The following is a 20,940-nucleotide window of genomic DNA, read 5'->3' as shown; positions in this document are numbered from 1 at the left end:
TGGCGGCGTCGCCACGGGCCTCCCGTCCGTCGACTGGTCGCTACTCGAGCGCGGCGAACCGCTCCAGGTCCGTCTCGGTGCCCGAGACGATGATCACGTCGTCCTCGCCGATGACGCTGTCGGGCGTAGCGGGCACGAACGCCCTGCCCGGCGACTTGATGCCGAGCACGGTCAGGCCGTGCCGGGTGCGGATCACCGTGGTGGCGAGGTCCTTGCCACGCACCGCGCGCGGCGGGAACATCTTGACGACGGCGAAGTCGTCGTCGAACTCGATGAAGTCCAGCATGCGGCCGGAGACGAGGTGCGCCGTGCGCTCGCCGGCCTCCCGCTCCGGGTAGACCACGTGGTTCGCGCCGATGCGGGACAGGATCGTGCCGTGCGACCGGCTGACGGCCTTCGCCCAGATCTGCGGGATGCCGAGGTCGACCAGGTTCGACGTGATGAGCACGCTCGACTCGAGGTGCGAGCCCACGGCCACCACGGCGATCGCGAAGTCCTGTGCACCGATCTGCCGGAGGGCGTCGATGTCGGTCGCGTCCGCCTGCACGGCGTGCGTGACGCGGTCCGACCACTTCTGCACGAGCGAGGCGTCGGTGTCGACGACGAGCACCTCGCGGTGCTGTCGCTCGAGCTGCCCGGCGGTGGCGGCACCGAAGCGCCCGAGGCCGAGGACGAGCACGGGCGCGTCGTGGCTGACGGCGCCGTCGGCGGGGTGGGGGGCACGGCGCTCGGCGCGTGCGGCGCGGCGGTCAGCCAACGATCGGCCTCTCCTCGGGACGGCGGAACAGCTGCCTGCTCTGGCTGGCGGCCAGGGCGGCGGCGATGGTCACTGTACCGACCCGACCCAGGAACATCGTGGCGGCGAGCACGTACTTCCCGGCCTCCGGGAGCTCGGCGGAGATCCCGGAGCTCAGGCCACACGTGGCGAACGCCGAGATCACCTCGAAGAGCACGCGGTCGAGCGAGTCGCCGGTGATCTGCAGCAGGACGACCGTCATGACGGCGACGATGGTCGCGCCCCAGAGCACGACCGCGACCGCGACGCGCAGCACGTCGCTCGGGACACGGCGGCCGAACGCCTCCATGCTGCGACGACCGCGGGCCTCGGCGACGGCAGCCAGGAACAGGACGGCGAGCGTCGTCACCTTGATGCCGCCGGCGGTCGAGGCGGAGCCGCCGCCGATGAACATGAGCATGTCGGTGACGAGCAGGCTCGCACCGTGCATCTGCTGCACGTCGATGGTCGCGAAGCCACCGGACCGCGTCATCGTCGAGAAGAAGAGCGCCTGGAACGCCGTGTGCCCGGCCCCGGCGTCGCCGAGCGTGCGGGGGTTCGACGCCTCGAGCGCGGTGTAGACGGCGGCACCGAGCACGAGGAGCACTGCGCTCGTGGTCAGGGTCAGCTTGACGTGGATCGGCCACCGCCGTGGAGTCCGGAACTGCTTCGTCACCGCGCGGATCACCGGGAAGCCGATCGAACCGGCGACGACCGCGACCATGAGCAGGGAGAGGAACCAGTAGTCGTTCGCGAAGGGGGCAAGCCCGTCGGCGTTCGGCGAGAAGCCGGTGTTCGTGAACGCCATCGCCGAGTAGTAGAACGCGTCGCCGACGGCCGTCCAGAACGGGTACCCGGCGGCGAGGACCGAGGGCAGGATGAGCACGCCGATGGCGACCTCGATCGTCAGGGTGCTGACGGCGACCGTGAGGAGCAGCGTGCCGACCTCGCCGAGCCGCACGGCCTGACCCTCGGGGACCGCACCCGGGTGCGTGCGGAGCGGGTTCGAGTCGCCCGCCGCGATGAGCTTCGCGCGCAGCCCGAGTCGCCGCGTGACGACCAGGCCGAGGATCGAGGCGAAGGTGAGCACGCCGACCGCGCCGATCTGGGTGCCGACCACGATCAGGACCTTGCCGAACACCGACCAGTGCGTGGCCATGTCGACGGTGGCCAGGCCGGTGACGCAGACCACCGATGCCGCCGTGAACAGGGCGTCCGCGAAGTGCGTGGGGGAGCGGTCCGCCGCCGCCCACGGGGTCGTGAAGAGCGTCGTGAAGATGAGGATCAGCGCGACGAAGACGAGGATGGCGAGCCGCGACGGGGATGCTCGGAGGACGTCGAGCACGCTGTTCCACCACCGACGGACGTCGCTCACCGGCGCGTGCCGGTCGAGCGGCTCGGTGCGGTCGAGCATCGGGCGCCTCCGGAGCCGTCGAGCAGGTCAGCGGACATGGTACATGCGCGGTCGTCCGACTAGCCTTGCCCCATGGCCGACATCTTCACCGTCGTGGCGGACCCCACCCGGCGCGAGCTGCTCGGCGCACTGCTGACGGCCTACGGGTCGGACGCCACCGGGGGTGAGCTGAGCGTCGGCCAGCTCGTCGAGAAGATCGGCGTGAGCCAACCGACCGTGTCGAAGCACCTCCGCGTCCTGCGCGACCACGGCCTGGTGTCGAGCAGGGAGGAGGGCCAGCACCGCTTCTACCGACTCGACCCGGAGCCCCTGGTGCGGCTCGAGGAGTGGGTGGTGCCGTTCACCGGCGCGGTCGACGCGGACGGCAAACCGGCGACGACGGCGTGGACGCTGGACGGACAGCCGGTCTCGGTGCGTCGCTCCGGTGCGGGCGTTCGCTCGACCGTCGAGGTCGGGACCGAGCTCGGTCGCGTGATGGCCGAGGCGTCGCACCGCGCGACGGCCGCGTTCACGGGCGCACAGCAGGGCTGGGAGCGCGTGGTCGACCGCGGTCGGAAGCGCTTCACGCGCCGCGGCGAGGACGACTGATCGCTCGGCCCGGCGGCCGCGTCGCGCCCGGTCGAGGGTCCGCGTGGCGCCCGGTCGAGCGTCCGCGTCGCGCCCGGTCGAGCGTCCGCGTCGCGCCCGGTCGGGGGTCCGCGTCGCGCCCGGTCGAGCGTCCGCTCGGAGTCTCCTGGACACGCGGTCCCACGCGCCCCTACACTCACCCTTGACCACACAGGTCACACCGACCCCGCGCGAACCGCGGGTACCCGAAGGCGGACCATGACCGGCAGTTTCGACGACGTGCGCTTCCTCACCGTCGCTGAGGTGGCCGAGATGATGCGCGTCTCGAAGATGACCGTGTACCGCATGGTGCACGCGGGGGAGCTCCCCGCGATCCGGTTCGGCCGGTCCTTCCGCGTCCCGGAGTCGGCCGTCGCCGAGCTCCTGCGCGGCGGCATCGCCGACGTCGGCTGAGGTCTCCCGGCCCGCGCTCGTTCGACAGGACCGCTGCGCTCCGCTAGACTCGGCCGGGTTGATTTTCCGCGGTCTCTTCGGGCCCGGTGTCCACACATCAGCATCGTTCCGAGCGAGGTCCACTATGGGTTCTGTCATCAAGAAGCGTCGCAAGCGCATGGCGAAGAAGAAGCACCGCAAGCTCCTTCGCAAGACGCGTCACCAGCGTCGCAACAAGAAGTAAGTCCAGTACTTGCACCCGAAGCCCCGGTCCGCCGGGGCTTTCGTGTTCCCGGGCGCCGTGTCCGCTCGGTCTAGGGTGGGGTGCATGCCCGCCGTGACGTTCCTGACGAAGCCCGGCTGCCACCTCTGCGACGACGCCCGACCGGTCGTCGAGCAGGTCGTGGCGGCCCATCCCGGTACGACCCTCGAGGAGCGGTCGATCCTCGACGACGACGCGCTGCGCGAGGAGTACGCCGAGGACATCCCCGTCGTCCTCGTCGACGGCCGGGTCCACAGCAACTGGCACGTCGACGCCGACCGGCTGCACGGTGCCCTCGAGAAGGCAGAGAAGGCAGAGGCCGGCGCATGATCCACCACGTCGTCTCCTGGACGGTCCGTGAAGACCTCGACCGCGTGGAGGTCACCACGCGGATCCGCGAGCTGCTGACCGGCCTGATCGGCACGATCGGGTCGATCCGCTCGCTGCAGGTCGTGGAGAACGTCGCCTACCCGGGGAAGAACCAGGACGTCGCCGTCGTGGCGACCTTCGACGACCTCGCCGGTCTCGACGGATACCAGGTCCACCCGGACCACCAGGCGGCGGCCGCCGAGATCCGCGAGCTGGTCACGGGGCGGGCGGCCATCGACTGGGAGCAGTAGGACGCGCCTCCCGGCCCGCACGTGACGACGGCCACCCTCCTGTCGGAGGGTGGCCGTCGTCGTCGGCGGTGGCTACGGGGTCAGGCGCGTCGGGCCGCGGAACAGGTACGTGACCTCACGGATGGACGGCTCGTGCAGCGCGAGCATGAGCACGCGGGCGAGGCCCATGCCGAAGCCGCCGTGCGGCGGGACGCCGTAGCGGAAGAAGTCGAGGTACCAGCCGAGCTCCTCGGGGTCGAGGCCCTTCTCGACGGCCTGCGCCTCGAGGACGTCGACGCGGTGCTCGCGCTGGGCGCCGGTCGAGATCTCGGCGCCGTTGAACAGCAGGTCGTAGCTGTTCGTGAGCGTCGGGTCGTCGGCGTGACGCATGTGGTAGTACGGGCGGATCGAGGCGTCGTAGTCGGTGACGAAGACGAACTCGGAGCCGTGCGTCTCCTTCGCCCACGCGCTGACCCGGCGCTCCCCCTCGGGGTCCAGGTCGCCGTCCGCCCGCACGACGTCGTGTCCGCTGTCGGCGACGATCTTCCGGGCCTCGGCCAGGGTGACGCGGGGGAACGGAGCGGTCGGCACGACGAACTCGAAGCCGAACACCTCCTCGATCTCCTTGCCGTACTTGTCCTTCACGGCGGTGAAGCCCGCGACGAGGAGCTCCTCGTGCATGGCCATGACGTCGGCGTGCGACTCGACCCACGAGATCTCGGCGTCGACGCTCGTGAACTCCGTCGCGTGGCGGCTCGTGAACGACGGGTCCGCGCGGAAGGCGTCGGCGATCTCGAACACCGCACCGAAGCCGGCGGGCTGCGCCATCTGCTTGAAGTTCTGCGGCGACTGCGCCAGGTAGGCGGTGGTCTCGAAGTACTCGAGCTGGAAGAGCTCGGCCCGCGACTCGGACGCCGACGCCATCAGCTTCGGGGTGTGGATCTCGATGTAGTCCCGCTCGACCCAGTAGGTGCGGAACGCGTGCTCCAGCGTCGTCTGGATGCGGAAGATGAGGTTCTGCTTGCGGTTGCGCAGGTCGAGGAAGCGCCAGTCGAGGCGCTTGTCGAGCGAGGAGTCATCCGCTATCGGCGTCTCCGGGATCGCCGCGCTGACGACCTCGAGCGAGCCGACCTTGACCTCGAGGCCGCCGAGCTTGACGCGCTCGTCGTGCTTGAGGGTCCCGCGGACGTGCACGAAGGTGCCGTGCGCCAGGCCGGAGATCTCGTTGGTGATGGCGAGCCGGGCCTGGGCGTCGTCGTCGCCGTCCTCGGCCTCGCGCGTCGCCGGGTTCACCAGCTGCGCGGCGCCGGTCTCGTCGCGGAGGACGACGAACTGGACCTTCTTCTGGTCGCGGACGGTCTCCACCCAGCCGGCGACGGCAACGGGGCCGTCGGGGAGGGCGGCGAGGTCGGCGATGCGGGTGCGTTCGATCACGGTCGTCGAGTCTACGGCCTCCTCCACAAGTGGGGTCGCGGCGTGCGTCCTCCACAGTTCCGGCCGGGAGGCGCGGCTCGGCCTCGGCGTCTCCGTAGCGTCGTCCGTGTGGTCGGGTCGCGAGTCGAGAGGGGTCCCGGATGACGGCATCGGGAGTGGGGCTCGCGGCCTGGCCGCCCGTCGCGGTGGCGGCGGTGCTGGCCGCGGTGGTCGGGTCTGCGCTGACGCTGGTCGGTGCTGCTGTGGGCGGGATCCGGGCGCTGGTGCGGTGGCGGCGGGACGTGGCACGTGAGGAGCGTGACCGGGCGTGGGCGCGGTTCGTGTGGACGGTCGACCAGGCGTGCGACCCGGACACCGGGCGCGCGGAGATCGGCAGCATCAGCGCCGACGCGATGTACGACATGCAGGACCTGCACGGTGACGACGCCGTGTTCGGGACGCTGGTGCTCGGACTCATCACGGGAAGGAACGGACACGGTGGCTGAGGATCCGGTGCTCGCCTTGGTCAGACGGCGGCAGGAGGAGTGGCGTCAGCGCGTGCGCCGGCGCTACCGATGGCGCCCGTGGAAGGCCCGCCGTCTCATCTGGGAGCACGACGAGTTGCTCCGTCGGCAGGACGAGTGGCAGGCCGCGCGGCGTGAGCGGGCACGGCTGATCGAGGCGGGGGAACTGCAGGTCGACCGGTGACGGTGCGGAGTCGTCCGCTGGTCAGGGGAGCGAGGCGCGCAGGGTGCTCAGCGTGCCGATGAACTCCTCGGCCATACCGGCGCGCTCCACGAGCTTCGCGTGCCGGGCGCGGGCGTCCACGAGCGAAGCGTCGAGTCGGGCGGCGAGTGCCGGCTGGTCCTCCGGAGCGGCGCCGGCCAGAGCGTCGACGACCCGCAGCAGCTCGGACATCTCGTCGAGCGTGAAGCCGAGCGGCTTCATCCGACGGATGACGAGCAGGCGCTCGAGGTCCTGCGCGGTGTACACGCGGAAGCCCCCGGCGGTCCGGCCGCTCGGCACGAGGAGACCGACCTCGTCGTAGTGCCGGATCGTCCGCAGTGACATCCCGGCACGTTCGGCGAGTTCGCCGATGTGCATGGTCTCGCCGGACGCCGGACCGTCCGTGACCTGGTCGGGTGTCCGGTCGTCGGGAGCCGGTGAGGGGGAGTGCACGGTCGTCATCGTGGCAGACCTCCCTCCGTCGTCGCTCGGTACACGTGAGTCAACCCTACCCTCACGTCAGGGTAGGGTCGTCAGCGATGTCCCTCGCACCCCATGCCCCCGCGGCACCCAGCGTCCTCAGCGCCCTCCGGTCACCTCGTCTGCTCACCCGCGAGGTCCTGGCAGGTGTCGTCACCGCCCTCGCCCTGATCCCCGAGGCGATCTCGTTCTCGGTGGTCGCCGGCGTCGACCCCGCGGTGGGGCTCTTCTCGAGCGTCGTGATCGCGGTGGTGATCTCGATCGTCGGCGGCCGCCCCGCGATGATCTCCGCCGCCGCGGGGTCGGTCGCGCTCGTGATCGCACCGCTCGTGCGCGACCACGGCGTCGCCTACCTCGTCCCCGCGGTCGTGCTCGGCGGTGTGTTCCAGCTGGTGCTCGGGTTCCTCGGGGTGGCCCGGCTGATGCGCTTCATCCCGCGCAGCGTGAACGTGGCCTTCGTCAACGCGCTCGCGATCCTCATCTTCACCGCGCAGCTGCCGAACCTGTTCGGCGACGACGTGCCGCTCGTGGTGTGGCCGCTGACGGCCCTCGGCGTCGGCATCATCGTCGCGTTCCCCTTCCTGACGAGGGCCGTCCCGGCGCCGCTGATCGCCGTCGTCGTGGTCACGGCGATCACGATCGTGTTCGGGGTCGCGGTGCCGACGGTCGGCGACGAGGGCTCCCTGCCGACCTCCCTGCCCGGCTTCGGCGGCATCACGGTCCCGCTGTCGCTCGAGACCCTGCAGATCGTCGCGCCGTACGCGTTCGGGGTCGCGATCGTCGGGCTCATCGAGACGCTCCTGACGGCGCAGCTCGTCGACTCCCTGACCGAGACCCGGTCCAGCGCGTGGCGCGAGTCCTGGGGGCAGGGCATCGCCAACATCGCGTCGGCGTTCTTCGGTGGGACGGGTGGGTGCGCGATGATCGGCCAGACCGTCATCAACGTGAAGACGGCGGGTGCGCGGACGCGGGTGTCGACCTTCGCCGCGGGGGCGTCGGTGCTCGTGCTGACGATCGTCCTGCACGACCTGGTGGCGCAGATCCCGATGGCGGCGCTCACCGCCGTGATGCTCATGGTCTGCGTCGCGACCTTCGACTGGCACAGTGTCCGGCCGCGCACGCTCGGACGGATGCCGCTCGGTGAGACGGCGGTCATGGTCATCACCGTCGTGGTGGTGGTCGCCACCGACAACCTCGCCACCGGCGTCCTGGTGGGTGTGGTGGTCGCCGCCCTCGTGTTCGCGCGTCGAGCGGCGCACGTCGTCTCCGTGGTGCGCGAGCCGGTCGACGAGCACACGGTCCGGTACCGCGTGCAGGGAGCACTCTTCTTCGCCTCCTCGAACGACCTCGTCACGCGGTTCTCCTACGCCGAGGACCCGGAGCGGGTGATCGTCGACATGTCGGCCGCGCACGTGTTCGACGCGAGCACCGTCGCTGCGCTCGACGGCGTGGAGCAGCGGTACGCCCGGCACGGCTCGACCGTCGAGGTCGTCAACCTGAACACCGGGTCGGTGGCGCTGCACGGTCGGCTGACCGGACGCCTGGGCTGATCCGGCCGACCGGACGGGGCTGAACGCTCGCACATCCGGTGAATCCGCTGTGGGGCGGGTGATGACGGTGGAGCGACCTAGACTGGAACCCATGCCCGCGACACGGATCCACCTCGTCCGGCACGGCGAGGTCCACAACCCGGGGCGAGTGCTCTACGGCCGGCTGCCCGGCTTCGGGCTCAGCGAACTCGGTGCCCGGATGGCCGCCGCGTCGGCGACCGCCTGGCACGACGCCGGGGTCGACGTCCGACGGATCGTCGCGTCGCCGCTGCAGCGCACGCAGGAGTCCGCGGCCCCCTGGGCGGCCGCCTACGGGCTCGAGGTCGCGCTCGACGAACGGCTGATCGAGCCCACCAACCGCTACGAGGGCCAGCGCCCCGGCTTCACGAAGCGCTCCATCGGGCGTCCGGCCGAGTGGCCGTGGATCGCGAACCCGTTCCGCCCGAGCTGGGGCGAGGCGTACGAGTCCATCGCGAACCGCATGCTCGCCGCGGTCACGTCCGCGTGGGAGAGCGTGGACGGCGGCGACGTCGTGCTCGTGAGCCACCAGCTGCCCATCTGGACGGTGCACCGCAAGCTCGCGGGGGAGCCGCTCTGGCACGACCCGCGCAAGCGCCGCTGCGACCTGTCCAGCATCACGACCCTCGAGCGTGTGCCCGCCACCTCGTCCGGTCGGTTCACCGAGGTCGGGTACGCGGACCCCGCGCAGTCCCTGCGCGTGTCCGCGGTCGACGAAGGAGCAGTCTGATGTCCGCACGCAGCCGGATCGCCGCCGTCGCAGCCTCGGCGGTGATCGCAGCCCTGGCGCTCGCCGGGTGCTCGTCGTCGAACGACGACCTGTCCCGTCAGTACGGCAGCGGCACCACCCAGAACTACATCTCCGGTACCGGCGCGGTGACCGAGGTCGCTGCCGACAAGCGGACGGACCCGGTCGACTTCACGACGAAGGACACCGACGGGGACACCATCTCGGCGAAGGACCTCCGCGGCAAGGTCGTCGTGCTCAACTTCTGGTACGCCGGCTGCCCGCCGTGCCGCGCCGAGGCGAAGTACCTCAACCAGGTGCACGACCAGTACGCCGACGACGACGTGGTCTTCGTGGGCGTCAACGTCCGCGACGAGGAGGGGACCGCGGCGGCGTTCGAGCGCACCTTCGGCGTCGACTACCCCACCGTGCTCGACGCCCGCGACGGCACCGTGCAGCTCGCCCTCTCCGGGCAGATCGCCCCGAACGCCGTCCCGGCGACGATCGTCCTCGACAAGCAGGGCCGCGTGGCCGCCCGCGTCCTCGGCGCGATCGACGGCAAGAGCATCCTGCAGACGCTGGTCGGCGACGAGCTCGACGGCAAGGCGTCCTGACCCGTGCCCGGCAACCCCTTCGCCGACGCCATCCTGAGCGGCCAGATGCTGGTGGCGCTGCCCGTCGCCGCCCTGGCCGGTCTCGTGTCGTTCCTGTCCCCGTGCGTGCTCCCGCTCGTGCCCGGCTACCTCGGGTACGTCGGCGGGATCGCGGAGGGCGGTCAGCGTCGGGGTCGTGTCGTGCTCGGCGTCGTGCTGTTCGTGCTCGGCTTCACCGCGGTGTTCGTGGCGTACACGACCGTGTTCGGCGCGCTCGGCTTCTGGCTCGTCCGATGGCGTGACCTCATCACGCAGGTGCTCGGCGTCGTCGTGATCGCGATGGGCCTGGTCTTCATCGGACGGTTCACCTTCCTGCAGCGCACCATCAAGCCGTCGTGGACGCCCGCGACCGGCCTCGTCGGGGCGCCGCTGCTCGGCATCGTGTTCGGCCTCGGCTGGACCCCCTGCCTCGGGCCGACGCTCGCCGCGATCAACCTGCTCAGCGTGCAGTCGGGCAGCGCCTGGCAGGGCATGTGGCTCGGTGTCGCGTACTGCCTGGGGCTCGGTGTGCCCTTCGTCCTCGTGGCGCTCGGCGCCGGGTGGGCGACCGGGGCGATCCGGGTCGTCAAGCGCCACATGCGCACCGTCAACATCATCGGAGGAGCGATCCTGATCGTCATCGGTCTGCTCATGGTCACCGGCATCTGGTCGGCCGTCATGTCGAGCCTCGGGGCGGTGATCCAGAGCTTTGTCCCCGTGGTCTGAGCACGACACCACCCCCGAGCGCCCCGACGCCGAGCCGGTCTCCGTGGACGAGACGACCTCGGGTGCCGACCCGATGCGCCCGTCCGACCACGTCGACAGCGCCGCTCCGGCGGTGACCGGCGATGACGGACCGACGCAGCCGAAGCTCGGATTCGTCGGCTACGTCCGCTTCTTCTGGCGCCAGCTGACGAGCATGCGCACTGCGCTCTTCCTGCTCATGCTCCTGGCGCTGGCCGCGATCCCGGGCTCCCTCGTGCCCCAGCGCACCGCCGACCCGAACGGTGTGGTGCAGTACAAGGCGGACCACCCGCAGCTCTTCCCGGTGCTCGACACCCTGCAGGTCTTCGACACCTACACATCGGTGTGGTTCTCGGCGATCTACCTGCTGCTCTTCGTCTCGCTGATCGGGTGCATCGTCCCGCGGACGAAGCACCACTGGCAGGCGCTGCGGACGCGACCGCCGAGGACCCCGGTGCGCCTCGGCCGACTGGCCGGCTACCGGTCGGTCCCCGTCGAGGCGGACGCGGCCACGAGCCTCCCGTCCGTCGACGACGCCGTGACCCGCGCGGCGGCGCTGCTCAAGCGGTCCGGCTACCGGGTGGAGCGCTTCGGGGACTCGGTGAGCGCGGAGCGCGGCTACCTGCGCGAGACCGGCAACCTCGTCTTCCACGCCGCGCTCGTCGGGGTGCTCGTGGCGGTCGGACTCGGGGGCGGGTTCAGCTACACGGGGCAGCGCCTGCTGGTCGAGGGGCAGACGTTCTCGAACGTCCTCGGCTCGTACGACTCCTTCAACCCCGGCCGGTGGTTCCGTCAGTCGGACCTGCAGGGCTACAACCTGACCCTCGACAAGTTCACGACGACGTACGAGGAGAAGAACCTCGACGCCCTCGGGCAGGCCCTCGACTACTCGGCGACGGTGACGAGTCAAGAGAAGGGCCAGGCGCCGAAGACCAGTCGCATCGGCGTGAACGACCCGCTGTCGGTCGGCGGGACGAACGTCTACCTGCTCGGCAACGGCTACGCGATGCAGGTCACGGTCCGCGACGGCAAGGGGAACGTGGCGTTCCAGGACGTCGTGCCGTTCCTGCCGGAGGACGCGAACTACACGTCGACCGGTGTCATCAAGGTGCCGGACGCCTCACCGTCGCAGCTCGGCATGGTCGGCTTCTTCTACCCGACCGCGTCGAAGCTGTCGACCGGCGCGTTCGCCAGCGCCTACCCGGACGCGCAGAACCCGCTCCTGACGCTGCAGGTGTACCGCGGCGACCTCGGTCTCGACAGCGGCGTCCCGCAGAGCGTGTACTCGCTCGACACGAGTGGCCTCGAGCAGATCGCCGGGCGACAGTCGAAGACCGCCAGCATCGAGCTGAAGCCCGGGCAGACGAAGACCCTGCCGGACGGCACCGGCTCGATCACCTTCGACGGCGTGAAGCGCTACGTCTCGCTCGACGTGCACCACGATCCGTCGCAGCTGTTCGTCGCCGGCTTCGCGGTGCTCGCGGTGCTCGGCCTGCTCACGTCGCTGTTCGTGCCCCGTCGTCGCGTGTGGGTGAAGGCCGTCCCGCGGAAGGGTGCGGAGCACGGCGAGTACGACCTCGAGTACGCCGGCCTGGCGCGCGGCGAGGACCCCAACCTCGAGCGCGCCGTCGACGACATCGCCAAGAGGCACCTGTCGGACCTCGGAGTTAGGATCCCTTCGTGAACCCGGACATGACGACCAACCTCGCGACCTACTCGGTCGTCCTGACGTACTCCGCGATGGCGGTCTACGTCATCGCGTTCATCTCGTTCGCGCTCGACATGGCGAAGCGGTCGGGTCAGGTCGCGTCCGCTGCCGGCGCCGCTGCGGCGGCGCCCGCCGAACGCACCGTCGCAACGGTGCAGGGCGGCACGGTCGTGCTCGAGAAGGTCGACACCGACCGGGGCCGGACGGGCGGCGGTACGAAGTTCGAGCGTGTCGGCATGGCGATGACGATCCTCGCGCTCGTCCTGCACGTCGGCGCGACCGTCCTGCGCGGCATCGCGGCGGACCGTGTGCCGTGGGGCAACATGTTCGAGTTCTCGCTCACCGGCACGGCGCTCATCACGCTGATCTTCCTGCTGGTGCAGTTCTGGCAGAACCTGAAGTTCCTGGGCGTGTTCATCACGGGGCTCACGATCATCCTGCTCGGCATCGCCACCGTGAACTACTGGGTGCCCGTCGTCCCGCTGCAGCCCGCACTGCAGTCGTACTGGCTCGTCATCCACGTCTTCGTCGCGATCGCCGGCACCGGGTTCTTCGCCCTCGGCGCGGGTCTCGCGGTGGCGCAGCTGGTGCAGACCTACCGCCAGGGCCGCCCGGTCTCGAAGCAGCTCCGCTTCATGGAGACGCTGCCCGACGCCGAACGGCTCGAGGTCCTGACCTACCGCGTGCTGCTCGTCGGCTTCGTGCTCTGGACCTTCACCCTGATCGCGGGTGCGATCTGGGCCGAGCGCGCATGGGGCCGGTACTGGGGGTGGGACACCAAGGAGGTCTGGACCTTCATCATCTGGGTCGTCTACGCCGGCTACATCCACGCGCGTGCGACCCGCGGCTGGCGGGGTGCCCGTTCGTCGTGGCTGGCGCTCATCGGCTTCGCCGCGGTGATGTTCAACTTCTCGGTCGTCAACGTCTTCTTCAAGGGCCTGCACAGCTACTCGGGTCTCTGAGCCCGGCCGGGCGTCGCTGACGCGACCGGGAGACGGACGGGAGGCGCGGTGCCAGCTGGCACCGCGCCTCCCGTCCGTCACACCGCCGGCGGCCGGTGCCGGTGCACCCGGGTCGTCTCCGACCGGTTCGGCCTGTTCGGCCCGGCCGTCCGTCCCGTCCCGTTCCGTTCCGTTCGAACGGGCCCGATCTGTCACGCTCGGTGCTCGCCGCCGACAGAACGTGCCCGCTCGACAGACGTGAGCGGCAGGTCCTGCCCGGTCGCGATGGCGCCTGCGCCGCTGCCGGCCGGCGACGCGACCAGCTGCGGGCTACGCGCCGGCAAGCAGGGCGTGCACGCGCTCGAGCCGAGCGAGCCACCACGCCGTGCGCTCGGGCGACGCCGCGTTGCGCTCGAGGAGCTCTCGGGACACCTCCGTGCGGCGGACCGGCACCCGACCATCCACCGGAAGCAGGGGAGTGGCGGTGACGTCCGACTCGAACATCGCCGCCGTCCCGAGGCCCGCCGCGTACCCGGGCGTCATCGCCGCAGCCGCGAGGAACGCCCCGGTCCCGAGCCCCACCGAGGTGTCCAGCGCACTGGAGACGACGCACGGCAGACCGGCCTCGGCGACGATCGCGCGCGCCGCGGTGACCCCGCCGAGCGGCTGCGCCTTCACGACGAGCACGTCGGCAGCCCCCGCCCGGGCGACGGCGAGCGGATCCGACGCTCGGCGCACGCTCTCGTCGGCGGCCACGGGCACACCGAGTCCCGCGACGCGGCGGCGGAGCTCGGCGAGCTCGGGTACCGATCGGCACGGCTGCTCGGCGTACTGGAGCCGGAACGGGGCGAGACGCTCGAGCGCCTCGACGGCCTGGTCGACGGACCAGAGCCCGTTGGCGTCCACGCGGATCGCCGCGTCCGGTCCCATCACGCGACGGACCTCGGCGACGCGGGCGACGTCGTCCTCGATGCTCGTCCCCGGCTCGGCGACCTTCACCTTCGCGGTCGTGCAGCCGGGGTAGCGCGCCAGGAGGTCGGCGACCGCGTCCGGTCCGACCGCCGGCACCGTGGCGTTCACCGGCACGGTGTCGGCCGCGGGGTCGTGCTCGGTCCACCCGAAGTCGACGGCGCTCCGGAGCCACGCGGTCGCCTCGCGGTCCTCGTACTCGACGAAGGGCGAGAACTCCGTCCACCCTGCGGGTCCGCGGAGCACCAGGGCTTCGCGGACGGTGATGCCGCGGAACCGGACGCGCATGGGCAGCGCGACGACGTGGGCGTCTGCGATGAGGTCAGCGAGGTCGGGGAGCACACCCCATCCTCGCGCACGAGCCGTGTCAGCGACCGGACCGGCGACGCTCGCAGCACAGGCGGCGCGGGGCCCGTCCCGCGTCCAGCGCTCCCGCCGCTTCCTCGGAGCCGACCGCCAGGGCAGGCCACTAGCATGCATCGGTCGGCCTGAGCGTCGACGGCGTCACGGACACCCGTGGCACGTCCGTGTGGCGACCGAGGAGAGGGAGGGCCGGTGGCGTCGGATCCGCAGCAGCGAGCAGCCGCGCAGCGTGCCGCAGCCCAACGAGCGGCGGCACAGCGAGCGGCGGCACAGCGTCCCGGTGCAGCCCGACCAGCTGCAGCGCAGCGTACAGCCGCCCCGGCGCCGACCCAGCGGGCCACGAGCGCGACCGCCCGTCCAGCCGCACCCCGGACCCCCGGAGCGCGGTCCGACACCGGTGACTTCGAGCGCCTGATGCAGCGCAACACCGTCGACACCCGCGCGCTCGAACACGCCGCCCGTCGCCGCCGGAACCCGATCGTCGGCAAGATCGCCCTCGGGCTCGCCGTGGTCTCCGCCGCGGTCGACGCCAGCGCCTTCGCGGTATTCATGGGCGGCGACACCACCTTCGCCTTCGGCATCTGCTTCGTGGTGGTCTTCCTCACCCTGATCGCGGCGGTGCTCGGCTTCATCGCCGCGGTGGGATCGTTCGGCCGCTGGTACGGCGCGTTCGGGGTCGTCCTCGCGTTCTTCGCGAACCCGGTCATCCTCATCGTGCTGCTCGTCGTCCTCGCCCCCGAGGCGCTCGCGGGCACGTAGCCCCGCCGAGTCGGGGTCCGGACGGGGAGCGCGGGCCGGTCCCACACCCCGGCGATACGGTGGAGGCATGGCTGCTCCCGTCTCCGACCTGTTCGACCCCGACGTCTGGACCGCAGCTCCGGTCGCGGAGCACTTCACCGACATCACGTACCACAAGCACGTCTCGCGGGGCATCGTCCGCGTGGCGTTCGACCGGCCGGAGGTCCGCAACGCCTTCCGCCCGCGGACCGTCGACGAGCTCTACCGTGCCCTGGACGACGCCCGTCAGGACCCGCACGTCGGCGTCGTCCTGCTCACGGGCAACGGCCCGAGTCCGAGGGACGGCGGCTGGGCGTTCTGCTCGGGCGGCGACCAGCGCATCCGCGGGCGCAGCGGCTACCAGTACGTCGGCGAGGAGGGCGCGCCACCCGAGGGCGTCGACCCCGCGGCCGCGCAGGCGTCGATGGGTCGGCTGCACATCCTGGAGGTCCAGCGCCTCATCCGGATGATGCCGAAGGTCGTCATCGCCGTCGTTCCCGGCTGGGCCGCAGGCGGCGGGCACTCACTGCACGCCGTCGCCGACCTGACCATCGCGAGCGCGGAGCACGGTCGGTTCAAGCAGACCGACGCCGACGTCGGGTCCTTCGATGGTGGCTACGGCAGCGCGTACTACGCCCGCCAGATCGGGCAGAAGCTCGCGCGCGAGGTCTTCTTCCTCGCCGAGGAGTACTCGGCGCAACGCGCGTACGAGATGGGTGCGGTCAACAAGGTCGTGGCGCACGAGGACCTCGAGCGCGAGGCGATCCGCTGGGGTGAGACGATCCTCGGCAAGTCGCCGACGGCGATCCGGATGCTCAAGTACGCCTTCAACGCGGTGGACGACGGCATGGTCGGCCAGCAGGTCTTCGCGGGCGAGGCGACGCGCCTCGCCTACGCCTCGGACGAGGCGGTCGAGGGGCGCGACGCCTTCCTCGAGAAGCGCAAGCCGGAGTGGACCTCGTTCCCGTGGCACTACTGATCCCGGGACCCCGCAGGTGAACCGCCCGCTGGTCGCGATCGGCGCGTCCGACCCGTCCGCGGTGCTGCGCGGCCTGGAGGCTGCCCTCGCCGGCGGCCCCGCACTGCTCCCCGTCGCCGAGGACGCCCCGGCGCTACCGACACCGCCGCCGTCGCACGTCGCGCAGCGGGTCGCCCTGGTCGTCGAGACGAGCGGGTCCACCGGCACCGGCAAGCGGGTGGCCCTGTCGTCGGACGCACTGCTCGCGGGCGCCGCGTCGGCCGATGCCGCACTCGGTGGTCCCGGCCGGTGGGTGCTCGCGCTCCCGACGCACTACATCGCCGGTCTCAACGTCCTGACACGCTCGATCACGTCGGGCACCACCCCGATCGTGGTCCCGCCTGGGCACTTCGACGGCGGTGCGTTCGCCGACGCGGTCGACCGGCTCGACGTCGGCCCCGGAGCGCCTCGCCGCTACACGTCGCTCGTGCCGGTGCAGCTCGCCCGCGTGCTCGACGATCCGCGCGCCACCGCTGCCGCGACCCGGTTCGACGCCGTCCTGGTCGGCGGCCAGTCCACCCCCGCACCGCTCCGGCAGCGCGCCCTCGACGCCGGCATCCGGATCGTCACGACCTACGGCGCGAGCGAGACGAGCGGCGGCTGCGTGTACGACGGCACGCCGTTCGGCACGGTCCGCGCGGAACTCGTCGACGGCGCGCTCGAGCTGAGTGGTCCGATGCTCGCCGAGGGGTACCTCGACGACCCGGAGCGCACCGCGCACACCTTCGTCGAGCGCGACGGCCACCGCTGGTACCGGACCGGCGACGCCGCGACGATCGACGACGACGGTCGGTTGCGCGTGCTCGGCCGGCTCGACGACGTCATCGTCTCCGGCGGTGAGAAAATCCCGCTCGGCGCGGTGGAACGCCGGGTGCGCGAGCTGCCCGGGCAGGACGCAGCGGTCGTCACGCGACGGGCGTCGGGGGAGTGGGGCGAGGTCCCCGTCGTCGTCACGGAACGCCCGCTCGACCTCGACACGGTCCGCGCGCACGTGGCCGGGACACTCGGACGAGCAGCCCGCCCCGCTGCGGTGCTCGTCGTGGACGCGCTGCCGATGCTCGCATCGGGCAAGCCCGACCGGCGGGCCGTCCGGACGCTCGCCGACCCCGAGGACGCACCGACCCCGTAGCCGTCACGGATACGATGGTCGGCCGTGGCACGTACGAAGAACAGGACCGCGGTCAAGGGCCGCAGCGGCAACCCGGCGAAGGCCTCGGCACCGCAGCGCACGAAGCGGCGGGCGACCGCGGGCGACTGGATCGGCGGGGCCCGGCTCCGCACCCTCACGCTCGGCGTCGTGCCGGTCGTGCTCGGCACCGGCGTCGCGTTCGTGGACTCCGGCGAGCCGGGGGACTTCGGCGCGTACCTCGGACGCGACCACCACCTGGCGGTCGCCCTGCTCGCGCTCGCGGTCGCGCTGTTCCTGCAGATCGGCGTGAACTACAGCAACGACTACTCCGACGGCGTCCGGGGCACGGACGAGTTCCGCGTCGGTCCGGCCCGTCTGACCGGTGCCGGCCTGGCGAAGCCCCGCACGGTGCTCACCGTCGCGCTGACGTTCTTCGGGCTCGCCGCGGTCGCCGGCCTGGTCATCGTGCTGCTCACCGGCACGTGGTGGCTGCTGCTCGTCGGCGCGGCCGCGATCGTCGCGGCCTGGTACTACACCGGCGGGAAGAAGCCGTACGGCTACAACGCGCTCGGCGAGGTCTTCGTCTTCGTCTTCTTCGGGCTGGTCGCCGTGCTCGGCACCCAGTACGTGCAGATCCAGGCGGTCACCGCGAGCGGCTGGGCAGCGGCGGTCGCCGCCGGCTTCTTCGCCTGCGCCGTGCTCATGGTCAACAACATCCGCGACGTGGACGAGGACCGTCAGGCCGGCAAGCGGACCCTCGCGGTCGTGGTCGGTCGGCCCGTCGCCCGGGTCCTGTTCGGGCTGTTCCTGATGCTGCCGTACGTCGTGCTGCTGTGGTTCGTGCTGCTGTACTTCCGCACCGGGTTCGCGTACTTCTCGCTGCTGCTGGCGCTGCCGGCACTCGCGATCGGCGTCTCGTCGCGGAAGCCGCGCGAGCTCATCACGGCCCTGCAGCTGTCGTCCTTCGCGTCGCTCGCCTACGGCGTGGTCCTGGGCCTGACGCTCGTCCTCCTGCCGTAGGCGCGTCGACCGGGCGGCCGCGGGGGACGGCGACCGGGCGGTGCGGACCACCCGTCGGGACGCGCCGCGACGGCGCGGACTACTCCGCGTCGTGCTCGCGACGCTCGCGGTGCCGGTCGGCGTCCGACACGGGTTGGTCGGTGGCGGCGGTCGCGTCGGTGTCGGCGGCGTCGACGAAGTCGTCCTCGAAGTCCGAGTCGGCGTCGTGCTCCGGTCGAACCCGGCGTTCGGCGATGGACGAGGTCACCCGGCCCCGGAGTCCGGGCAGGGCGATGTAGGACACGAGCAGGCCGATCAACGCAGCGCCGATCGCCGCCCAGTACCACTTCAGGCCGATGACGAGCAGGACGGCCAGCGCCGCGGCGAAGATGCCGAGCCGGGCAAGGGTGTAGACGAGCCACGCTTTCACCCCACGAGTCTACGGAACGTCGCTCGTGCAGCGGCTGACGGGCAGGTCCGTCCCAGGCGCACTGCCTAGAGTCGTCGCATGGTCCGTCTGTGGTTGATCGTCGCCGTCGCCGCCGTGGCCTTCACGGTCTACGCGGTCATCGACTGCGCAACCATGCCACGCCAGCGCATCCGTTCCCTGCGGCGCGGGTGGTGGATCCTCCTCGTGCTCGTCCTGCCGGTGCTCGGCGGCCTGCTGTGGTTCGTGCTCGGTCGAGCCCCCGCCACACCCGCACCGACGCCCCGGTACCGTGGACCCGAAGACGACCCCGACTTCCTCGGTGGCCCCCGTGGCACCGGGACCCTCCGCACCGGAACGGACCAGGACGACGCAACCCTCCGAGACCTCGAGGACCAGTTCCGCGATGACCAGCTCCGTGACGAACGACGCGACCGCGACGAACGAGACGACGACCGCCCCGCCGATCGCTGACGGTCCCGCGGGCTCCGGCAGTCCGGCCACGGACTTCGCGCTCGCGCTCCTGCGGGAGCTCGCCCGTGCCGGTGTCACCGACGTCGTCGTGAGCCCGGGCTCCCGGTCGCAGGCACTCGCCCTCGCCGCGGTCGCCCTCGAGCGGGCCGGCGGCACCACCGTGCACGTCCGGCTCGACGAGCGCACCGCAGGGTTCTTCGCGCTCGGGCTCGCCGTCGAGTCCGGCCGGCCTGCAGCGGTGGTGACCACGTCGGGAACCGCCGTCGCCAACCTGCACCCCGCCGTGCTCGAGGCGCACCACTCCGGTGTGCCGATGGTGGTGCTGTCCGCCGACCGACCGGACGAGCTGCGGGGAATCGGCAGCAACCAGACGACCGTCCAGCCCGGACTGTTCGGCCCGGCCGTGTCCTTCGTGCGTGACGTCCAGGCACCGACCGCGGCGGACGGCGTGGACGTCGACGCCGTCCGGTCCCTCGCACGCGAGGCGGTCGCCGTCGCGTCCGGGCACACCGGACAGCCGGGACCGGTGCAGCTGAACGTCGCCTTCCGCGAGCCGCTCTCCGCCGGGCTCCGCCCCGAGGACGTCGCGCCCGTGCCGGAGGACGAGGTCGACACCGAGCACGCCTGCCGTCGGGTGCACGCCGGACTGCCGGTCGCCGAGCTCGCTCCGGACGACGAGCCCGCGACCGTCGTCATCGCGGGACACGACGCCGGCGAGGACGCCGAACGGATCGCGTGGGAGCTCGGCGCGCCGCTGCTGGCCGAGGTGTCGAGCGGGGCGCGCTTCGGCCGCAACCTGGTCGTCACCTACCGGGAGCTGCTCCGCGACCCCGCATTCGGCGGTGCCGTGCGCCGCGCCGTCGTCCTGGGACACCCCACGCTCAGCCGCGAGGTGCCCGCCCTGCTGCAGCGGGCCGACGTCGAGACGGTCGTGGTCCGCGGACCGGGGGCCGACCCCTTCGACCCGGCCCGTGCCTCCCGGCCGGACGCCGCGACCGCCTTCGTCTCCGGCGTCCGCGTGACGGGTCGGACCACCCCGGCGCACCGCGCGTGGGTGGGACGGTGGGTGGCGACGAGCCGCGCACTCCTCGGCGACGGTGATGCCGGGCCGGACCTCGACGCGAAGCGTTCGGGGGACCGCGCCGAGCGCAACCGGTACCTGCGCGACGAGGTCGCCCTGCGTCGTCGAGCGGTCGACCGGACCATGCTCGTCGAGGCGGTCTGGGGGGCGACGTGGCCGCACGACCGCCTTGTGCTCGGCGCCTCGCAGCTGATCCGGGTCGCGGACGCGCAGGTGCCGGGCAAGAAGATCCGGGTGCACGCGAACCGCGGGCTCGCGGGCATCGACGGCACGGTGTCGACCGCACTGGGGATCGCCGCCGCACTCGAGCGGACGCCGGACTCCGTCGGCACCACGCGGGTGCTCGTCGGCGACCTGACGTTCCTGCACGACCTCGGGGCGTTCGTCACCGGGACCGAGGAGCCGACGCACCGTGTCCAGGTGGTGGTCGGCAACGACGGCGGAGGCGCGATCTTCCGCGGCCTCGAGGTCGCGGCGACCACCCCCGAGCAGGACATGCGGCGTGTGATGACGACGCCGCAGCACGTCGACGTCGAGCGGGTCGTCACCGGGCTCGGCTGGGCGTACCGGCGGGCTGCGACGTGGGGCGACCTCGAGGGCGCGCTCACCGACCCGGCGCAGCGCCTGGTCGTCGAGGTCCCGCTCGCCGACTGACGCTCGGCCGACCGGCGCTCGGCCGACCGGCGCTCGGCCGACCGGCGCTCGGCCGACCGGC

The 20,940-nt window shown here is 71.9% G+C and carries 25 protein-coding genes; 19 read left to right on the top strand and 6 right to left on the bottom strand.

Features of this window, described 5'->3' with window-relative positions:
- Positions 1-40: 40 nt before the first annotated feature.
- Positions 41-679, bottom strand: coding sequence for a potassium channel family protein (locus tag C1N91_RS11430; RefSeq protein ID WP_126890932.1), 639 nt, complete (start codon positions 677-679; stop codon positions 41-43).
- Positions 680-749: 70 nt separating this feature from the next.
- A complete protein-coding gene (locus tag C1N91_RS11425; RefSeq protein WP_137767801.1) occupies positions 750-2,189 on the bottom strand; it encodes a TrkH family potassium uptake protein in 1,440 nt (479 codons plus the stop codon).
- 72 nt (positions 2,190-2,261) lie between these two features.
- Between C1N91_RS11425 and C1N91_RS11420 the strand changes: the two genes are divergently transcribed.
- The 5 genes from C1N91_RS11420 (at position 2,262) to C1N91_RS11400 (ending at position 4,070) form a co-directional block, all read left to right on the top strand.
- Entirely contained in the window at positions 2,262-2,777 is a 516-nt protein-coding gene (locus C1N91_RS11420) for an ArsR/SmtB family transcription factor (RefSeq protein ID WP_137767800.1), read from the top strand.
- A gap of 237 nt (positions 2,778-3,014) precedes the next feature.
- Positions 3,015-3,209: a helix-turn-helix domain-containing protein gene (locus C1N91_RS11415; protein ID WP_058729786.1), complete on the top strand. Its 195-nt coding sequence runs from the start codon at positions 3,015-3,017 to the stop codon at positions 3,207-3,209.
- 124 nt (positions 3,210-3,333) lie between these two features.
- Complete coding sequence (locus C1N91_RS11410; protein WP_003792170.1) at positions 3,334-3,432, top strand: 30S ribosomal protein bS22; 99 nt, start codon at positions 3,334-3,336, stop codon at positions 3,430-3,432.
- Positions 3,433-3,516: 84 nt separating this feature from the next.
- Positions 3,517-3,780 (top strand): glutaredoxin family protein, encoded by a 264-nt coding sequence (locus tag C1N91_RS11405; protein ID WP_137767799.1) that lies wholly within the window; start codon positions 3,517-3,519, stop codon positions 3,778-3,780.
- Positions 3,777-4,070, top strand: coding sequence for a Dabb family protein (locus C1N91_RS11400; protein WP_137767798.1), 294 nt, complete (start codon positions 3,777-3,779; stop codon positions 4,068-4,070). Before C1N91_RS11405 ends, C1N91_RS11400 begins: the two co-directional genes overlap by 4 nt.
- Before the next feature lie 72 nt (positions 4,071-4,142).
- On the opposite strand, the gene aspS is transcribed toward C1N91_RS11400, so the two are convergent.
- Positions 4,143-5,483: an aspartate--tRNA(Asn) ligase gene (gene aspS, locus C1N91_RS11395; RefSeq protein ID WP_137767797.1), complete on the bottom strand. Its 1,341-nt coding sequence runs from the start codon at positions 5,481-5,483 to the stop codon at positions 4,143-4,145.
- Between the two features lie 140 nt (positions 5,484-5,623).
- On the opposite strand from aspS, the gene C1N91_RS11390 reads away from it, so the two are divergent.
- Together C1N91_RS11390 and C1N91_RS11385 are read left to right on the top strand one after the other, a co-directional pair.
- The gene (locus C1N91_RS11390) at positions 5,624-5,968 is read left to right on the top strand and encodes a hypothetical protein (protein ID WP_137767796.1); all 345 of its coding nucleotides are present in this window, start codon (positions 5,624-5,626) and stop codon (positions 5,966-5,968) included.
- Positions 5,961-6,170, top strand: a complete 210-nt coding sequence (locus C1N91_RS11385; protein WP_137767795.1) for a hypothetical protein — start codon at positions 5,961-5,963, stop codon at positions 6,168-6,170. Before C1N91_RS11390 ends, C1N91_RS11385 begins: the two co-directional genes overlap by 8 nt.
- Positions 6,171-6,191: 21 nt before the next feature.
- Here C1N91_RS11385 and C1N91_RS11380 read toward each other — a convergent pair whose 3' ends face one another.
- On the bottom strand, positions 6,192-6,566 hold the full coding sequence (locus C1N91_RS11380; RefSeq protein WP_254678419.1) for a MerR family transcriptional regulator: 375 nt from the start codon (positions 6,564-6,566) through the stop codon (positions 6,192-6,194).
- Between the two features lie 161 nt (positions 6,567-6,727).
- Between C1N91_RS11380 and C1N91_RS11375 the strand changes: the two genes are divergently transcribed.
- From C1N91_RS11375 to ccsB, 6 genes are all read left to right on the top strand, one after another.
- Entirely contained in the window at positions 6,728-8,218 is a 1,491-nt protein-coding gene (locus C1N91_RS11375; RefSeq protein WP_137767793.1) for a SulP family inorganic anion transporter, read from the top strand.
- Between the two features lie 91 nt (positions 8,219-8,309).
- A complete protein-coding gene (locus C1N91_RS11370; protein ID WP_137767792.1) occupies positions 8,310-8,966 on the top strand; it encodes a histidine phosphatase family protein in 657 nt (218 codons plus the stop codon).
- Positions 8,966-9,577, top strand: coding sequence for a TlpA family protein disulfide reductase (locus tag C1N91_RS11365; RefSeq protein WP_137767791.1), 612 nt, complete (start codon positions 8,966-8,968; stop codon positions 9,575-9,577). The genes C1N91_RS11370 and C1N91_RS11365 overlap by 1 nt, the downstream gene beginning before the upstream one ends.
- A 45-nt stretch (positions 9,578-9,622) precedes the next feature.
- On the top strand, positions 9,623-10,321 hold the full coding sequence (locus tag C1N91_RS11360) for a cytochrome c biogenesis CcdA family protein (protein WP_137768801.1): 699 nt from the start codon (positions 9,623-9,625) through the stop codon (positions 10,319-10,321).
- A 73-nt stretch (positions 10,322-10,394) separates the two neighbouring features.
- Entirely contained in the window at positions 10,395-12,023 is a 1,629-nt protein-coding gene (resB, locus tag C1N91_RS11355) for a cytochrome c biogenesis protein ResB (RefSeq protein WP_137768800.1), read from the top strand.
- Between the two features lie 8 nt (positions 12,024-12,031).
- Positions 12,032-13,009 carry a c-type cytochrome biogenesis protein CcsB gene (gene ccsB, locus C1N91_RS11350; RefSeq protein WP_137768799.1) on the top strand — a complete coding sequence of 326 codons (978 nt, stop codon included), beginning with the start codon at positions 12,032-12,034 and terminating at the stop codon, positions 13,007-13,009.
- A gap of 309 nt (positions 13,010-13,318) precedes the next feature.
- Here the strand turns inward: ccsB and C1N91_RS11345 are convergent, their stop codons facing one another.
- Complete coding sequence (locus tag C1N91_RS11345; RefSeq protein WP_175415999.1) at positions 13,319-14,299, bottom strand: o-succinylbenzoate synthase; 981 nt, start codon at positions 14,297-14,299, stop codon at positions 13,319-13,321.
- A 435-nt stretch (positions 14,300-14,734) separates the two neighbouring features.
- Here C1N91_RS11345 and C1N91_RS11340 point away from each other — a divergent pair, with 435 nt between their 5' ends.
- The 4 genes from C1N91_RS11340 to C1N91_RS11325 all read left to right on the top strand — a co-directional run bounded on the left by C1N91_RS11340 (position 14,735) and on the right by C1N91_RS11325 (position 18,264).
- Positions 14,735-15,079 (top strand): hypothetical protein, encoded by a 345-nt coding sequence (locus C1N91_RS11340; RefSeq protein ID WP_137767789.1) that lies wholly within the window; start codon positions 14,735-14,737, stop codon positions 15,077-15,079.
- Between the two features lie 67 nt (positions 15,080-15,146).
- Positions 15,147-16,076 (top strand): 1,4-dihydroxy-2-naphthoyl-CoA synthase, encoded by a 930-nt coding sequence (locus C1N91_RS11335; RefSeq protein WP_137767788.1) that lies wholly within the window; start codon positions 15,147-15,149, stop codon positions 16,074-16,076.
- A gap of 16 nt (positions 16,077-16,092) precedes the next feature.
- On the top strand, positions 16,093-17,244 hold the full coding sequence (locus C1N91_RS11330; protein ID WP_137767787.1) for an AMP-binding protein: 1,152 nt from the start codon (positions 16,093-16,095) through the stop codon (positions 17,242-17,244).
- Positions 17,245-17,268: 24 nt separating this feature from the next.
- On the top strand, positions 17,269-18,264 hold the full coding sequence (locus C1N91_RS11325; RefSeq protein WP_137767786.1) for a 1,4-dihydroxy-2-naphthoate polyprenyltransferase: 996 nt from the start codon (positions 17,269-17,271) through the stop codon (positions 18,262-18,264).
- Positions 18,265-18,343: 79 nt separating this feature from the next.
- On the opposite strand, the gene C1N91_RS11320 is transcribed toward C1N91_RS11325, so the two are convergent.
- Entirely contained in the window at positions 18,344-18,673 is a 330-nt protein-coding gene (locus C1N91_RS11320) for a DUF4229 domain-containing protein (RefSeq protein ID WP_137767785.1), read from the bottom strand.
- A gap of 78 nt (positions 18,674-18,751) precedes the next feature.
- On the opposite strand from C1N91_RS11320, the gene C1N91_RS11315 reads away from it, so the two are divergent.
- Both C1N91_RS11315 and menD read left to right on the top strand, forming a co-directional pair.
- On the top strand, positions 18,752-19,144 hold the full coding sequence (locus C1N91_RS11315; RefSeq protein ID WP_137767784.1) for a PLDc N-terminal domain-containing protein: 393 nt from the start codon (positions 18,752-18,754) through the stop codon (positions 19,142-19,144).
- A complete protein-coding gene (gene menD, locus C1N91_RS11310; protein ID WP_137767783.1) occupies positions 19,077-20,879 on the top strand; it encodes a 2-succinyl-5-enolpyruvyl-6-hydroxy-3-cyclohexene-1-carboxylic-acid synthase in 1,803 nt (600 codons plus the stop codon). The genes C1N91_RS11315 and menD overlap by 68 nt, the downstream gene beginning before the upstream one ends.
- Positions 20,880-20,940 lie beyond the last annotated feature (61 nt).

Source organism: Curtobacterium sp. SGAir0471 (assembly GCF_005490985.1).
GTDB lineage: Bacteria > Actinomycetota > Actinomycetes > Actinomycetales > Microbacteriaceae > Curtobacterium.
This window is presented reverse-complemented; position numbering and strand designations above follow the sequence as displayed.